14 protein-coding genes are annotated in these 16,313 nt (G+C 64.8%); 2 read left to right on the top strand and 12 right to left on the bottom strand.

All coding sequences use genetic code 11. The features are described 5' to 3' along the window. Positions 1-30 precede the first annotated feature (30 nt). A complete protein-coding gene (tpx, locus tag EAW56_RS02750) occupies positions 31-528 on the bottom strand; it encodes a thiol peroxidase (RefSeq protein WP_095276315.1) in 498 nt (165 codons plus the stop codon). A gap of 146 nt (positions 529-674) precedes the next feature. On the opposite strand from tpx, the gene EAW56_RS02745 reads away from it, so the two are divergent. Together EAW56_RS02745 and EAW56_RS02740 are read left to right on the top strand one after the other, a co-directional pair. Further along, positions 675-1,643, top strand: a complete 969-nt coding sequence (locus EAW56_RS02745) for a peptidylprolyl isomerase (RefSeq protein WP_095548144.1) — start codon at positions 675-677, stop codon at positions 1,641-1,643. A gap of 212 nt (positions 1,644-1,855) precedes the next feature. Next, positions 1,856-2,224, top strand: coding sequence for a hypothetical protein (locus EAW56_RS02740; RefSeq protein ID WP_095536656.1), 369 nt, complete (start codon positions 1,856-1,858; stop codon positions 2,222-2,224). Between the two features lie 379 nt (positions 2,225-2,603). On the opposite strand, the gene EAW56_RS02735 is transcribed toward EAW56_RS02740, so the two are convergent. The 11 genes from EAW56_RS02735 to EAW56_RS02685 form a co-directional block, all read right to left on the bottom strand. Then, positions 2,604-4,745, bottom strand: a complete 2,142-nt coding sequence (locus EAW56_RS02735; RefSeq protein WP_122084949.1) for a 5'-nucleotidase C-terminal domain-containing protein — start codon at positions 4,743-4,745, stop codon at positions 2,604-2,606. 162 nt (positions 4,746-4,907) lie between these two features. Continuing rightward, complete coding sequence (locus tag EAW56_RS02730) at positions 4,908-7,187, bottom strand: RelA/SpoT family protein (RefSeq protein ID WP_122084947.1); 2,280 nt, start codon at positions 7,185-7,187, stop codon at positions 4,908-4,910. Positions 7,188-7,263: 76 nt separating this feature from the next. Further along, positions 7,264-7,821, bottom strand: a complete 558-nt coding sequence (locus tag EAW56_RS02725; protein ID WP_122084946.1) for an adenine phosphoribosyltransferase — start codon at positions 7,819-7,821, stop codon at positions 7,264-7,266. Positions 7,822-7,879: 58 nt separating this feature from the next. Then, complete coding sequence (locus EAW56_RS02720) at positions 7,880-9,514, bottom strand: ABC transporter substrate-binding protein (protein ID WP_244213332.1); 1,635 nt, start codon at positions 9,512-9,514, stop codon at positions 7,880-7,882. Positions 9,515-9,590: 76 nt separating this feature from the next. Then, positions 9,591-10,808, bottom strand: a complete 1,218-nt coding sequence (secF, locus tag EAW56_RS02715; protein WP_122084942.1) for a protein translocase subunit SecF — start codon at positions 10,806-10,808, stop codon at positions 9,591-9,593. Positions 10,809-10,810: 2 nt separating this feature from the next. Continuing rightward, positions 10,811-12,703 (bottom strand): protein translocase subunit SecD, encoded by a 1,893-nt coding sequence (gene secD / locus EAW56_RS02710; protein ID WP_244213331.1) that lies wholly within the window; start codon positions 12,701-12,703, stop codon positions 10,811-10,813. A gap of 165 nt (positions 12,704-12,868) precedes the next feature. After that, positions 12,869-13,165 carry a preprotein translocase subunit YajC gene (yajC, locus tag EAW56_RS02705; protein WP_095276293.1) on the bottom strand — a complete coding sequence of 99 codons (297 nt, stop codon included), beginning with the start codon at positions 13,163-13,165 and terminating at the stop codon, positions 12,869-12,871. A 31-nt stretch (positions 13,166-13,196) separates the two neighbouring features. Then, entirely contained in the window at positions 13,197-14,273 is a 1,077-nt protein-coding gene (gene ruvB / locus EAW56_RS02700; RefSeq protein ID WP_095276291.1) for a Holliday junction branch migration DNA helicase RuvB, read from the bottom strand. A gap of 7 nt (positions 14,274-14,280) precedes the next feature. Further along, positions 14,281-14,880, bottom strand: coding sequence for a Holliday junction branch migration protein RuvA (ruvA, locus tag EAW56_RS02695; RefSeq protein ID WP_122084939.1), 600 nt, complete (start codon positions 14,878-14,880; stop codon positions 14,281-14,283). After that, positions 14,877-15,434 (bottom strand): crossover junction endodeoxyribonuclease RuvC, encoded by a 558-nt coding sequence (ruvC, locus tag EAW56_RS02690; protein WP_122084937.1) that lies wholly within the window; start codon positions 15,432-15,434, stop codon positions 14,877-14,879. The genes ruvA and ruvC overlap by 4 nt, the downstream gene beginning before the upstream one ends. A 123-nt stretch (positions 15,435-15,557) precedes the next feature. Next, positions 15,558-16,310 (bottom strand): YebC/PmpR family DNA-binding transcriptional regulator, encoded by a 753-nt coding sequence (locus tag EAW56_RS02685; RefSeq protein ID WP_095276283.1) that lies wholly within the window; start codon positions 16,308-16,310, stop codon positions 15,558-15,560. Between the last annotated feature and the right edge of the window lie 3 nt (positions 16,311-16,313).

Here is a 16,313-nt window from a genome sequence, read left to right as displayed (position 1 = left end):
GAAACGCCCGCGTGCGGGGAGCAGACTTGCTTACTTCAGCGCGTCCTCTGCTGCCTGGTAGTCCGGCTCGGTGGTGATCTCGGAGACGAGCTCGGTGTGGATGACCTTGTGGTCAGCGTCCGTCACCACGACGGCGCGAGCGCACAGGCCCTTGAGCGGGGAGCCCTCGAGGGTCAGGCCAAAGTCGTCGGCGAAGGAAGAGCGGAACGCGGACAGCGCCTCGACGCTCTCGATGCCCTCGGCGGCGCAGAAACGCTGCTGCGCGAACGGCAGGTCCTTGGAGATGCACAGGACCTCGGTGTTGTCCAGGGACGCGGCGAGCTCGTTGAACTTGCGCACGGAGTTCGCGCACACGCCGGTGTCCAGGGACGGGAAGATGTTCAGGACGAGGCGCTTGCCCGAGTAGTCCGCCAGGGACTTCTCGCTCAGGTCGCCCGCGACGAGCGTTGCGTTGGGCAGCGCGTCGCCGACCTTGGGCAGCTCGCCGGAAGTAGTGGTCTCATTGCCTTCAAAAGTAACGGTAGCCATGGGCGCGATTCTATGGACGCGAGTCAGGCCTCGCAAGGGTTGATCAAGCGGCGGCCCAAGCACTGCTAGGCTTAAGCCCCGAAATTCACCTGCCGAGCGCACCAGCGCTTAGCGACGCTACGCAACACACAAGTGAGGTATCTCAGGTGGCCGACAACCAAAAACGGGGCGAAGAAGCCCTCACCCACCTCAAGCGCGAGCTTGATTCCCGCGACCGCAAGGAGAAGTCCAAGCCGCTCACCGTGGCGGCGCTGTCCGCAGTGGTGATTGCCGTGGTCGGCGGCGGCATCTACTTCGCCGCGACGCAGAATGACGGAAGCGAGGACGTCACGGCCCAGGACACCACCGCTTCCTCGGAAGCCGCCGAGTCCTCCGAGACCGAGCCCAGCATCGACCCCTCCCAGTTCGAAGCGGTTGCCACCGAGCGCGCGACGGCGCTGCCCGCGACCGTGTCCTGCTCGTACAACGACAGCCCACAGGCTGGCGAAGGTGAGGCAGAGGCTGGCAAGCCGAAGACCGAGGACGTCTCCACGGAGGGCAAGGTCAACGTCGAGCTGGACACCAGCGCAGGCCCGATCGGCATGGAGCTGGACCGCAGCGTCTCGCCCTGTACCGTCAACGCCATCGAGCACCTGGCCTCGGAAAAGTACTTCGACGGCAGCGTGTGCCACCGCCTGACCACCAACGAAGGCCTCAAGGTCCTCCAGTGCGGCGACCCGTCCGGCACCGGCTCGGGCGGACCTGGCTTCCAATTTGCCAACGAGTTCCCCACCGACGAGGCCCTCGAGTCCGTCGACGAGTCCCAGCTCCAGATCCCCGAGGGTGTCTCCGACGAGGAGAAGGAACAGTACAAATCCATGGCCCTGCAGCAGGACCAGAAGCGTTACCCGCGCGGGTCCATTGCGATGGCCAACGCAGGCGTGGGCACGAACGGTTCGCAGTTCTTCCTCAACTACGGCGATTCCATCCTGCCCCCGATGTACACCTACTTTGGCCAGATCAACCAGGAGGGCCTTGACACCCTCGACGCGATCGCCGAGAAGGGTACTCAGGACGGTGGCCAGGACGGCGCGCCCGCCGAAGAGGTTAAGATCAATTCCGCTACTGTCAAGTAGCACGCGCGATACCTTCTGGTATCGTTGCTCGTGCCGCCAGACACTCTTGAGCGCACCCGACATGACACAAAACGCACGTGAGCAGTTCATTTAAAGTTCATCTTGCGTTGCGAGAACATTGAAGAAATGCCGGGAAAACTGTTGCGTACCCTTTGGTGTCTGGCTAAGGTAATCAACGTTCAATCGAAGATCTCCGAAAGATAGGGAATCAGATGCAGTTCCGCAAGGGCCTCCTCGCCGCCGCAACCGCAGCAGCTGTCATGTCCACCGGCGCAGTTGCAGCTACCGCTGACACCACGGTCACCACCCGCACCACCACCCCGACGGCGACCGCCAAGGCTGAGCCGACCGAAACCACCAAGGCCGAGCCGACCAAGACCACCGAGTCGAAGCCGACCACGACCTCCAAGCCGTCCAACGGCCCGAAGGTCAAGACCGGCGACAACAACAAGAAGGACGAGGGTTCCTCCGTCAAGGACATGTCCCCGTCCGAGATCCGCGACTGGATCGCAGTGTTCACCGCCGTCATCGGCGCTCTGGGCACCCTGTTCGCGTTCCTGGACAAGTACCTGCGCGCGTAATTGCGGAGTCACCGCGCACCCTTGGGCGCGTGAGCACAGCCCGGCCCCTGTGGCCGGGCTTTTTGCTTGCGATGCTCTGCCCTGCCCGCCGACTCAACGAGTGCCTCGCTCGGCGTCATGAGCGGGTTTGGCCTACTTGACGAGAATCGGGTGACGAAGACGTCGCGATTTTCTCGCATCTTCGTCAACCCAATCTCGTCAAGTAGGCGCTGATTGGGTGGTAGAGCCTGTTGGAGGCCCAGCGCATCGCTGCTGCCGCCCCAGGATCGAGCGTTCTTCTGGGACTGAGCGTACCATCCTCCGAAAGCGCCGCCCCTCTCAGAACATCGAGAGAAGGACGGCGCCGCTGCGGCAGGTTGGGTCCCCTACGGGGAGGCTGCTAGGAAAGCTTTGCGATCGGGCCAAGCACCTGGTCGATCGGACCAGCGAAGACGACGGCCAGCAGGCCGAGGAGGGCGAGCACACCTGCAACGGCGCCCATGATGGTGCCCAGGTTTGCGGTGCTGCCGTCCTGCGCACCCTGCTCGTCGCCCGGCGTCGGCTCCTCGGACGGCTTGGGCTCCTCGGACGGCGCAGGCTTCTCGCTCGGCGCCGGCTCCTCGGACGGCTTCGGGTCAGCGGCCGCGACGGTAACCGGAACCGTCAGCTCGGTGCCAGCGTCGGTGGTGATGGTCAGCGTCTGCTCGCCTGCGGCCTCGGCCGGGATGGCGATGTCCACAGTCGCGCGGCCCTGCTCACCCAGGCCGTTGTCCGCCTCGGTGGTGGAGGCGTCGATGTCGGCGGTCGCGGTGGCGTCGCCAAGCGTGACGGTGGCCTGCTTTGCCATCGGCTCCCCCTCGGACGAGTAGTTGAGAGAGGAGAGCTTGATGGAGGCGGTGGTGCCTGCCTTCAGCTCCTCCGGCAGGACCACGCCGACGTCCTTCTGGCCCTTGCGCACGCCAACTTCGTCGGACTTCAGGTAGTCAACGAACGCCTGCAGGTCGTTGTAGCCAACGTTGAGCAGGTCGCGGACGTCGTCCGGGTTCACAAAGTTGTCGCCGCCAGAGAACAGGAAGGAGGAACCTGCAATGCGGTAGTCCTTGTCGTCCTCGAGCGGCTGACCGTCAATGGTTACGGAGGTGATGCGCTCACCGGTCTCAGCCTCCGGGTTGTAGGTGTAGGCGACGTTGTTGGACAGGCCCATGTCCAGGCGTGGGCGGCCGGACTTCTCGGCGTCCTCCTTGCTCTGCCACTGACGCTCGAGGGCGTCCTTGATGGCCTTGCCGGACAAGGTTGCCACCGAGATGTCGTTGCCAAACGGCTGGACCTGGAAGGCCTCCTGGTAGGTCACGTCGCCGGCCTCGAGGTCCGCGCGGACGCCGCCAGCGTTCATGATGCCCAGGTCGATGTGCTCGTCGAGCGACTTGTCCATCGCGTAAAGCGCGGACTCAGCGAGCATGTTGTTCGCGGTGGACTCGGTACCACGGTTCGAGCCGGTGTTCTCCCCGGGGTTGGAGCCACGCAGGTAGGTGTCCTGGACGTTGGCCACGACCTCCTCGCCGAGCTTGCCGGCTTCCGCCTTCGCCTCGTCGACGATCTTCTGCACCTCGGCGTCCGGGGTGATGTCCAGGGTGACCAGGGACTCGGCGTCGTACTGCTCGAACGCCGGTGCCTCGATCTCCCCGGTGGTCTTGTTGTAGGTGAAGTCCAGGTCCGTCACGACCTTGCCGTACTCCCAAGACTGTGCGTTCGGCACCGGGGCATCGGCGTTGACCACGTTCACGTGGCTGTCGCCGCCGAACATGAAGTCGACATACTCCGGGTCCAGCTTCGGCGCGCCGGTCTCGACCGGGTCGTGGATGAGGGCGACGACCACGTCGGCCTTCTTCTCATCCTTCAGCTTCTTCGCTTCCTTATTCACCTGCTCGGAGGAGTCGGTGAAGTTCAGGCCGGCGACATTATCCGGGCTGGACTTGCTCTTGGTCAGGTTGGAGGTGGTGCCCACCAGCCCAACCTTCACGCCGTCAATCTCGACGATCTTCGAGGCCTCCAGGTCGCGGGAGCCGTCCTCCTTGAACACGTTCGCGCCGAGCTGGATGTCACCGGTACCCGGGTTGATGCGGTCAATCAGGTCCTTGTAGCCCTTATCAAACTCGTGGTTGCCAGCAGCGGAGCCCGCGGTGCCAACGGCCTTGACAAAGTCCATGGTGTATTTGTCGTCTGAGATCGCGGAGACGAATGCCGAGCCGCCCTGGTTATCGCCCGAGCTGGTGACGATAGTGTTGGCGTTCTTGTCTCGCAGGAAGTTGATGATGCCGGCGATGTTTGCGGCACCCATCTCGTCGCCTTTCTTCGGGGTGACCTCGCCCGTTTCCTTGTCCGTGGACAGGTTCGCCTCGAGGCGGCCGTGGAAGTCGGTGAAGTTAGCGATGCTAATCTGCACCTTCTCATCGTCCGCGGCAAAAGCCGGGACAGCGGTGACCACCAGCGCGGTCGACGTAGTTGCGGCGATCAGCGCGCCGGCGCGACGGAAAGAAAACACTTGGAACTCCTCTGCGTGTGAAATAGGGGTCTCACTGTTTTCTAGCGCGAGATCAGCTCGCTCGCAGCACAACGTACGTACTGTGACAGGTCGGCCTTGAGATTCAAGGCGGACGTCGCCAAGAATTCACCCGCTGTTCAACTTCGGCACGCAGAGCGCGCTTTACGACGTCACCCTGTAGATGTCGTAGACGCCCTCCACGTTCCGCAACTGATTCATCAGCGCGCCCAGCTGCTTCGTGTCGGACACCTCGATGGTGAACCGTACGTTAGCGATCCGGTCGTCCGAAGCCTGGGAAGACAGCGCCAAGATCGGGAGGTTCTGGTCCGTCATGACGCCGGTGAGCTCTGCGAGCAGCCCGTGGCGGTCCAGTGCCTCGACCTGGAGGGTGGCCAGCGAGGCACCGCCTGCCGTGGATTTTGTGGACCACGCGACGTCGATAAGCCGCTCCGGCTCCTCACGCAACTTGGCCGCATTGGTGCAGTCGGTGCGGTGGACCGAGACTCCCCCGCCGCGGGTGACAAAGCCGAAGATCTCATCACCTGGCACCGGTTGACAACACTTGGCCAACTTCGCCATGACGTCTGGGCTCCCCTGCACGAGGATACCGCTGGCGGACTCGCGCGACTCCCGCCGCACCAGTTCCGACATCGGGGCGCGGTCCGCGAGCGCATCGACCGCGTCCTCCTCGTTGCCAAACAGGTCGACGAACATTTTGCCCACGTGCTGCGCGGAGACGTGACCGGCTCCGATCGCGGTATACAGGGCGTCCACATCCGGGTAGTGCAGCTGCTTGGCCACCCTGCGCATCGACTCCGCCGTGAACAGGCGGTACATGGGCAGCCCTCCGCGCTGCACCTCCGCGGCCAGCGCGTCACGCCCGGCCTCCAGGTGCTCCTCGCGGCGCTCCTTGGCAAACCACTGGCGGATCTTCGTCTTCGCTCGCGGCGAGACCACGAAGTCCTGCCAGTCCCGGCTCGGGCCGGCGTTTTGGTCCTTGGAGGTAAAGATCTCCACCCGGTCGCCGGATTCCAGTTTGGTCTCCAAGGCCACGAGTTTGCCGTTGACCTTCGCACCAATGCACCGGTGCCCCACCTCCGTGTGCACGGCGTAGGCGAAGTCGACCGGGGTGGACCCCGCCGGCAGGTTCACCACGTCGCCCTTCGGGGTGAACGCGAAGAGCTGCTGGCTGGTCAGGTCGTAGCGCAGCGAATCAAGGAACTCGTCCGGGTCAGCCGCTTCCTTCTGCCAGTCCAGCAGTTGGCGCATCCACGCCATCTCATCCACTTCGTTCTGGTTACCCTTGTGGGAGCCCTTCGTCTCCTTGTAGCGCCAGTGCGCCGCCACCCCGTACTCGGCGTTGTAGTGCATGTCGTGGGTGCGCACCTGCACCTCGAGCGGGCGGCCCGTGTCCGTCATCACCGTAGTGTGCAGCGACTGGTAGACGCCGAAGCGCGGGTTGGAAATATAGTCCTTGAACCGTCCGGGCATGGCCGAGTACAGGGCGTGGACGACGCCGACCGCGGCATAGCAATCGTGCACCGTATCCACCAGGACGCGGATGCCCACCAGGTCGAAGATCTCGTTGAACTCGTGTCCCCGCACCACCATCTTCTGGTAAATGGACCAGTAGTGCTTCGGGCGCCCCATCACCTCGGCCTCGATACCGTTGGCTTTCAGCTCAGACTGGATCTGTTCCGTGAGCTCTTGAAGCGCCCGGTCACGCGAGGGGGCCCGATCCGCCACGAGGCGTACGATCTCCTCGTACTTCTTCGGGTACAGGATGGCAAAGGCCAGGTCCTCCAGCTCCCACTTCACCGACGCCATGCCGAGGCGGTGTGCCAACGGCGCGATGACGTCGAGCGTCTCCTTCGCCTTCTTCGCCTGCTTCTCGGGTGGGAGGAAGCGCATCGTGCGCATATTGTGCAGGCGGTCCGCCACCTTGATCACCAACACTCGCGGGTCCTTCGCCATGGCGACAATCATCTTCCGGATCGTCTCCGCTTCCGCCGCCTTACCCAGCTCCACTTTGTCCAGCTTGGTCACGCCGTCGACCAAACGGGCCACCTCCGGACCGAAGTCAGCCGTCAGGTCGTCCAGGGTGTAGTCGGTGTCCTCCACCGTATCGTGCAGGAGCGCGGCGACCACGGTGGTGGTGTCCATGCCGATCTCAGAGCAGATCGTCGCTACAGCGAGGGGGTGGGTGATGTAGGGGTCGCCGGATTTGCGGAACACGCCCTCATGCAGGCGCTCGGCGGTCCCGTAGGCGCGGTTGAGCAGCTCAACGCTGGCCTTCGGGTGGTACTTCCGGTGAATCGAAAGCAGCGGGTCCAGGACCGGATTGATCTTCGGGCGCCCGCCGCCCGTGAGCGAGCGCGCCAGCCGCGCGGAGACGCTACGCACCGTTTGACCTGAGCGCTTAGAAGTTTTCTCGTGCGACACCGGGGCCTCCCGCCAGACTTTAAACCAGACTGCACACCGAAACGAAAGTCAGTGTAAGAGTCTGATTCTAGTCGCTTCAGCGCTCGCCGTCGTCCAAAACCACCAACGGGGCGTCGCCGAGGCGCTCGCGGCCGCCGAGCCCGTCGACTTCGAGCACGACCACATAGCCGACGACCTTGCCGCCCGCGCGCTCGATGAGGTTGGTGGCAGCCACGAGCGTGCCACCGGTGGCGAGGACATCGTCGACAAGTACGACGCGCTTCCCCTCAAGCTGCATGCCGTCTTCGGGGATCTCGAGCGCCGCCGTGCTGTACTCGGTCTGGTACTCCTGGGTGATCACCGGCGGCGGCAGCTTGCCCTGCTTGCGGATGGCCAGGATACCAACGCCCATGTCGAAGGCGACAGCGGAGCCGAGGAGGAAGCCGCGGGCATCCAGGCCGCCGATGATGTCGCCGCCGAGCTGCTTGCTGGCCTCCGCCATTTCACGGATGACGGCATTGAGCGCGTCGGCGTCGGCAAGCACCGGGGTGAGATCTTCGAACAACACGCCCTCAGCTGGAAAGTCGGGTACGCGGCGTACCTTGTCAGCGAGCGCTTCCTGCGCGGACGAATATTTGTTGTCTGTCTGAGCCATGGGCCGGGGCATCCTCGTTTTCAGAGTGTTGGTACGGAGTGAATTCTGGCAGCGGGAACTATTGCTGCCCACCAGATGACGATGGTATTGCATCCTGCGGCATCATGCGCCACCGGTCCATGTTCCAGCCGATTCCAGCCAGACCGGTGTACGGCACGACGTTGCCCACGCCGCGGTTCACAGCGAACGTGCGGGGTTGCGCGGCCAGCGGCACCGAAGGCAGCTGCTCCCACAGCGCGTGCTCCTGGGCGCGCAGGTTGCCCACCTGGTTGCCTCGGTTTGCTGCGGCGGGGTACTCCTTCATCGGGTCCACCGGGCGCAGCAGCGCGTCGACCTCGCCGTCGATGACAAACTGCATACCCTGTTCGTTGGTGGCAAGGTGCGGCAGATCCGCCAGCGTTTTGCCCTCCCCCGTCACGTCCACGATGTTCACGCCGGCGGGCTCGCAACTGCGGCGCATCGCCTCGACCATCGCGGCCTGGCGGGCATTCGGGTACGGGTACGCCACGCGCACCTCCATCCCACTCAAAACGCTCGCTGCGTCGATATTGACGTCCATGAACGGCGCCGCCACGTCCTCCACGCGGGAGGTGAGCGGATCGTCTTGCTGCAGCACGTGGACCGGGGCGGGCGGAACCTGCACGCCGGCGTGCTCGCTCGAAACGGCCGCCACGCCGCGAGGGTCAAGGCACCGCGACAGTGCTTGCCGGTTCTCCGGAATGGCCCAGACCCCGGTCTCAGGGAAGGTGAGCATCTCGGAGAGCTGCCCGACCACCGTGGAGATGTCGACCTGGTTGTCCTCGGCGTTCACGTCAAACCACTCCGGGTTCGGGTCGTCCAGGTCTGCGACCTTGAGCCCGCCCCCGCGGTACAGCTCGCCGCTGTCCGCGGTGCCAGGCCAGATAACGAGGTGATCGATCGCCGGCCGGTCGCCGTAGTAGTGCTCGTTGGCAATCAGGTTCACTTCTCCCTGAGCGCCGTAGCTCTCAATCACGTACGGGCCGAAAGAAACCTGAAGTTCCGGGTCGAATTGCGCAAAGTCGAACCCGTGGTGCCAGATCTGCGCAACCGGGGCGAGCTGTGCGGGATCGTCGGATTGCAGCGCAGCGTTGAGCTCCTCAATGCTCTTCCCCGCTTTCCGCGCCACGGCGTGCGCGGGCAGCACGGTGCCGGCACCGAAGAGGTCCTGCCACCGGTCCCCGCGCCCCTCCTTGAACACCACGGTGAAGGTCTTACTGCCCGGGGAGCAGTCGAGGGACTCTGTGTCGTCGAAAAGCGGAAGGTGCGACCCGAAGATCTCAGGGTGCTGTCCCGCCGTAAACGCGAGCAGGTAGTCGGTGCACGTCACCGGCGTTCCGTCGGAGAAGACGGCGTTGTCCGAGATGGTGTAGGTTACGCGGCGCTGCGGGCCTGGAAGGGGCTGCGCACTGATCAGGTCCGTGTTCGGGATCATCTCCCCGCCCGGCCCCGGCACGAACACGCCCGGGTACAGACGGCCAGACAGGCGGTGCGCCTGCGTGGACGTGCCTTCGAGGCTGCCGGCGTTGGTGGTGAGAAGCGGACCGGACACCTGGTACCCGAAATGCTGCTCGTCGAGCTTCCCGTTCAGGTCCTCATCACCGCCGCTACACGCCGTGAGCGTCCCCGCCAACAGGCAAGCTGCGCTCAGCGACGCCACCGCGCCTCGGCCCACCTGATGTCCGCGCCGTGTTCCGTCTGTGTTTCGGTGTGTTCTCCCGTGCTGTGGCACTGCGTGGCTCTCCTTCTGTCTAGCGCCCCGGCCTCCAGGTCGCAGCCCCGCCCGGCGTGTCGCCGAACGAGTCCGCCCCGGTCCCCTTGCCAGCGGCGTCAGCTTCGCCGGAGGTGCGCTGGGAAATAGATCCGACGGTGCGCTTCCCATGCTCCGCCACAGTGCCCTCAAGGCCCTCAGCGCCCTCAGCACCTTCGCCGTGCTCTGCGGTGTCACCGTTGCGGAACGCCTGCACCGCCGCGTTGTGGTCGCGGAACTTCTTCCGGCGCTCGATGAAGGTCACCAGCAGCGAGGTCGCCAGGAACAGCGACGAGAACACGCCTTCAATCACACCGATGAGCTGGATGAGCGCCAGGTCGCGCAGCGTACCCACGCCGAGCATCCACACCGCCACGATCATCAGCGCGATAATCGGCAGTGCGGAAATCACGGTGGTGGAAATAGAACGCATCACAGTCTGGTTGATCGCCAGGTTCGCCTGCTCCGCGTAGGTGGACCTGCGCGAATCCAGGATTCCGGAAGTGTTCTCCTTCACCTTGTCAAACACGATGACTGTGTCATAAAGAGAGAAGGTGAGCACCGTGAGCAGGCCGATGATCATCGCCGGGGTGACCTCGAGCCCGAAGAGCGCGTAGAAGCCCATAATGAGGACGGCGTCCACCACGAGCGCGGCCAGCGCGGCCAGCGCCATCTCGCGCTGCAGGCGCACTGCCACGTACACGGCCGCGGCGAGGACGAACACGAGCATTGCTAGCAGCATGCGCTGAGTAATCGTGTCGCCCCACGATTCGGACACGGTTGAGTCACCGATCGCGTTCGCGGTAACGTCACCTTTCTCGTCCTTCGGCTGGTACTGCTCAAAGATTGCCTGGCGAGCCTGGTCGATCTGCTCCTGGCTCAGGTGCTCGGAATTGATCTCCAGGGTGCGCGCCTCGCCGGCGCCGACGATCTGCGTCAGCTCCGGAGTCACCCCGGTGGCGTCAACGAACGTATCCTCGACTTCTTCGGCGACAAGGTCGCCAGCGGGCATGGACATCTTCGTGCCGCCCTCAAAGTCGATACCCAGGTTGAACCCGCGCGCCAGCATCGCCACGACGGCGACGACCAGCAGGCCGAGGGTGATGGAGTACCAGAGCTTCCGGCGTCCGACGAAGTCGATCGCGCCGTCCTCGGTGTGCAGCCGCTCGCGCCGGTCCAGCTGAGCCGCAGGCGCGGTGTTCGCAATAGAACTCGTCATGGTTACTTCTCCTCAGAGTCGTCGCGAGAGGGGGCCAGTTGCTTATCGACGCTTCCCCCGCCGACCTCAACCACCGTCGACCCTGTCGATTCGGCGGTTGTGGCCTGAGCTGTGTCAATGTCCTTGCCTGTCGCCGTGTTCCTCTTCCTGTTCGCCGTGGCAAATGCCTTGGACATACCGCTGACGGACGGCCTGCCCCAGAACTTACTGCGGGACGCCAGGATGAGCAGCGGCGCGGTGACCAGGAAGGTGACGAGGAGGTCGAACACCGTCGTCAGACCCATGGTGAACGCGAAGCCCTTCACATCGCCCACAGCCAGGAAGTAGATGATCACCGCGCCGATGAGCGTGACCATGTTGCCGGTCACCACGGTCTCCTTCGCGCGGTCCCAGCCGGACGCTGTGGCGGAGCGGAACGTCTTGCCCTTGCGGACCTCATCCTTGATGCGCTCGTAGATCACCACGAAGGAGTCGGCCGTCGTACCGATACCGATGATCAGACCGGCGATGCCGGACAGGTCCAGCGAGTAGCCGATCCAGCGACCGAGCAGCACCAGGGACCCATAGACCAGGACGCCGGAGACCGCCAGGGTGGCCAGCGAAATCAGGCCGTACAGGCGGTAGTACGCAAACACGAACAGGGCGACCAGTGCCAAGCCAACCAGGCCGGCGTACAGGCCCGCCTTGAGCGAGGCCAGGCCGAGTGACGGCGGGACGGTCAGCGCGGTGCCGCCCGGCTCGCCGTTTTCACCGGCAAAGGACAGCGGCAGCGCACCGTAGCGGAGGTTGTTGGCCAGCCCCTCGGCCTCTTCCTGCGTGAAGTCGCCGGTGATGGCGGTGGCGGAGCCGACCGGGGTCGCGCCCTGGATTTGCGGTGCGGAGATGACCTGGGAGTCCAGGGTGATAGCGATCTGCTTGCCAATCATCTCGCTGGTCAATGCAGCCCAGGTGGAAGAACCATTGACGTCGCCGTTCTGGCTAAACGCAAAGCTGATCTCCATCTGCGAGCTCTGCGGGTTGTAGCCGCCGGTAATCGGGCGGGCGGTGTCGATCTGCTCGCCGGTCAGGCGCGGACCGTCTTCCTCGGTCACGCCCTCCAGCAGCGGAACCTCGCCGAGGAGCAGCGGCTGGCGCGTCGAGGAATCGCAGGCGACCAGGGGGCGATCCTCTGCGTCAGTACCCGCGAGCGGGTCGACCTCCTGGGTGGCGCACTTCTGCGACAAGAGGATGAAGGACGCGAACTGCTTCGTCGGGTCGTCGGACTGGCGGGACTCGCGGAGCATCTCCGTCACCTCGGAGCGGCGGTCCGCGGCCTCAACCGGCCCCTCGGGCTCGGGCAGCGGATCGGCTTCGATTTTCGGCGTATTCGGGTTCGGCTGGCCGTCCTGGCCGCCCATCGACTGGTCGAGGAGCCCTTGCGCCTCTTCCTTCGTCATCACGCCGTACTTGACCCACTCGTTTGCCATGTCCAACACTGCCGGGCCAATTGCGGCGGCATCCGGGGAGGGCATCTCCTCCACCGGGCGGAACAGCAGCTGGGACGTCTGGCCGATGTTGCGGACCTCGGAGGTGTCGTCGCCGGCGGCGGTGATGACGATCGTGTTGCCGTCCACCACGACGGTCGCGCCGGAGACGCCCATGCCGTTGACGCGGTTCTCCAGGATACGGCGGGCGTCGTTAAGCTGCTCGCGCGTTGGCTCCTCACCCTGCGGAACGAGGGTGACTCGGGTACCGCCCTGCAGGTCAATGCCGAGCTTCGGCGATGCCGACTTGTCGCCGGTAAAGAAGACTAATGCGTACACGCCGATGACGATGAGCAAAAACAGCGCCAGGGCTTTGCCTGGCCACGTACGTTTTGATCTCAATTCGCCGGAACGCCGAGTGTTTGAGGACACTGAGCTGACTCCTCTGCTGTTCTTTGATCTTTGCTGCCCAGGGCACCCGAGACGGGTGTCCGGCACTTGCACAACGGATTATGCTACGGCATTGGGGCAAAGAATTGGTGCCCGACCCCTCCCCCGGCATCTGGGAGGCGTCGGGCTGGGTGCCAGGTGCGCTGGCTACTCGGTGTCGGTCGGCACGTCGGCCTGGGTGGAACCCTGCGGGTCCACGCGCTTCATCACGCCCGCGGTTTCCATCGTGGCCACGACGTTCGGGGCCAGCTCCACCTGCAGCGTCTCGCCGTTGTTCTCCACCACGGTGCAGTGGAAACCGGCGACGTTGACAATCCGGTCGCCGGGAGCAATCGAGCGTTGCATCTCCTGCATCTGGCGTTGACGCTTCTTCTGGCTGCGCATCATCAGCAGCGACGGGAGCAAGAAGATGGCCAGGACGATGAGGATGTAAACAATTTCCATGCGCCCATTGTTTCATAGGCCGCAGGTGTGCCTACGAGAGGTTGAGTTGGCCCGGCGCTTCCGGAGGCGGCGTGATGCCCAGGTGCTGCCAAGCCGCCGCCGTGGCGACGCGGCCGCGGCCCGTCCGCGCCATCAACCCAGCGCGCACGAGGTAGGGCTCGCAGACCTCCTCGACGGTCGAGGGCTCCTCGCCGACCGCGATGGCCAGGGTGTTCACACCCACCGGCCCACCACCGTGGCCACGGATGAGCGAGTCCAGCACGGCACGGTCGAGGCGGTCAAGGCCGCGCTCGTCCACGTCAAACACCGCCAGCGCCGCCTGCGCGGCCGCGAGGTCCACGTGGCCGTCGCCGTTCACATCGGCCCAGTCCCGCACGCGCCGCAGGAGGCGGTTGGCAATACGCGGCGTGCCGCGCGAGCGCGAGGCAATCTCCACCGCCGCGTCCTCGTCGATGCTCACTCCCAAAATGGAGGACGCGCGGGTGACCACCTTGGTCAGGTCCTCGGCGTCGTAGAACTCCATTTGCGCAGTAAACCCGAAGCGGTCGCGCAGCGGTCCGGTGAGCATACCCGCGCGAGTCGTCGCGCCGACGAGGGTAAACGGCGGGATCTCCAGGGGGATCGACGTGGCGCCGGGGCCCTTACCGACGATCACGTCAATCCGGAAATCCTCCATCGCCATATAGAGCATCTCCTCGGCCGGGCGGGCGATCCGGTGGATCTCGTCAATGAAGAGGACGTCGCCCTCCATGAGGTTGGACAGCATCGCCGCCAGGTCGCCCGCGCGCTCCAGTGCAGGGCCGGAGGTCATGCGCAGCGAGGTCCCCAGTTCCTGCGCGATGATCATGGCCATCGTCGTCTTCCCCAGGCCCGGCGGGCCGGACAGCAGAATGTGGTCCGGGGTGACGTCCCGGCTGCGTGCCCCAGCGAGGACCAGGCCCAGCTGCTCACGGACCTTCGGTTGGCCGATGAACTCGCTGATGGATTTCGGGCGCAACGACTTTTCGGCGTCACGCTCTTCGGGTTGCGAGGTGGCGTCGATAAGCGAATTGCCCGGGCGCGCCATGCCGTCCGGGAGGGAAAATTCAGTCTTTTCTACATCTGACATTGGGGCCTCACTTCTTGCCCAGCTGGGTCAGGGCCGCGCGCAGGAGCGCGGAGCTGGCCGCGTCCGGTTGCTCTGCCGCGACCGCGTCAACGACCGGGCGGGCACTGCGCTCCGGGAAGCCGAGTCCGACGAGCGCCTCAACGACCTGCTCCGTGGCAAACGAGGTTGTGGCGGCGGGGGCGGGTGCTTCTTGCTCGGGAGCAGCCAGGGTGGCAACTTTGTCCTTGAGCTCGAGCACGATGCGGTCCGCCATCTTCTTCCCCACGCCGGGAATCGTTTGGATGCGCTTGGCGTTTTGCTCCGCGATGTGGGTGGCCAACTCAGCGGGGCTGAAGACGGAAAGCGCGGCGAGCGCCAACTTGGGCCCGAGTCCCGTGACGCTTTGCATGCAGTGGAACATCTCTCGCGCGTCGTCGTCAGCGAAGCCGTAGAGCGTCACGCCGTCGTCTTTGACCACCATGGAGGTGAGCACGCGGCGCTGCTCACCGCGGGTCAGCGCGGCCAGCGTGGGTGGGCTTGCCAAGAAGCGGTAGCCGACGCCGGCGCACTCGATGACCGCGTGGTCCAACCCAATCGAGATGACCTCGCCGTTAAGGGAATCAATCATGCCTTCTCCTTCGTCCTTGTACGCTGCGCCTGGGCCAGCCGCTCAGCCTGCGCGCTCCGTGCGAGCAGCGGGGCCCGCCAGCAGTGGCACACCGCGATAGCCAGCGCGTCCGCCGCGTCCGCGGGCTTCGGCGGCTCCGAAAGCCCAAGGATACGGGTAATCATGACCGTCATCTGCTTTTTGTCCGCGCGTCCGTTGCCGGAAATGGCCTTCTTCACCTCGGAAGGGGTGTACATATGCACCGCGATGCCACGCTCCGCCGCTGCCAGGACGAGAACCCCGACCGCGTGGGCAGTGTGCATGACGGTGGAGACGTTGCCGCGCTCAAAAATACGTTCCATGGCGATCACATCCGGGCGGTACTCGTCCATCCACTCCGAGACCGCACGCGACAGGCGCAGCAGGCGCTCGGAGAGGTCCGCGTTGGACGGGGTGCGCACCACTCCTACCGAGATGGGAAGGATCTGGCGGCCTCGCCCGGCCTGCACCACGGAAAGGCCGCACCGGGTCAGGCCTGGGTCAATCCCCATGACGCGGAGCCCCTCGAGCTGCATTCCAACCTCCCACGAGCAATGAACCATCTAACACAAATGTTCTACCACAGGGCGTCGATAAGCGCGAAAGCCCCGCCGGGCACCCGTACGAGTCGGGCGCGCGGCGGGGCGACGCGGCGGAGGCTAGTCGTCCAGCTGGGCGGCGACCTCGTCGGAGATGTTCATGTTGGTGTACACGTTCTGCACGTCGTCCGAATCCTCGAGCGCATCGATGAGGTTGAGGGTCTTCTTCGCGGCGGCGACGTCGGCGTCGACCTCGATGTCTGCGCGGAAGTCCTGATCCGCACCTTCGACCTCGATGCCCTCAGCCTTGAGCGCGTCGCGCACGGCCTGCGTATCGGAGGGTTCGCAGACGACCTCGAACTCCTCGCCCAGGTCGTTGACTTCCTCGGCGCCAGCGTCGAGCACAGCCATGAGCACGTCGTCCTCGGTCAGCTCGCCCTTCTTCATGGTGACGATGCCGGTGCGCTTGAACATGTAAGCAACGGAGCCGGAATCGCCCATGTTGCCGCCGTTCTTGGTCATCGCGGTACGGACCTCAGTAGCCGCGCGGTTGCGGTTGTCGGTCAAGCACTCGATGAGCAGCGCGATGCCGTTCGGGCCGTAGCCCTCGTACATCACAGACTCCCAGTTCGCGCCGCCAGCTTCCTCGCCGGAGCCGCGCTTGCGGGCGCGCTCGATGTTGTCGCCCGGCACCGAGGCCTTCTTGGCCTTCTTGATCATGTCATCGAGCGTTGGGTTGCCTGCAGGATCGCCGCCGCCCGTACGAGCGGCCACCTCGATGTCCTTGATCAACTTCGCCCACAGCTTGGAACGCTTCGCGTCGTTCGCAGCCTTCTTGTGCTTGGTAGTAGCCCACTTTGAGTGGCCCGACATCTG

This window comes from Corynebacterium gottingense (genome assembly GCF_003693265.1).
Taxonomy (GTDB): domain Bacteria; phylum Actinomycetota; class Actinomycetes; order Mycobacteriales; family Mycobacteriaceae; genus Corynebacterium; species Corynebacterium gottingense.
The sequence above is the reverse complement of the archived record's forward strand: the minus strand, read 5'-3'. Positions and strand labels throughout refer to the sequence as shown.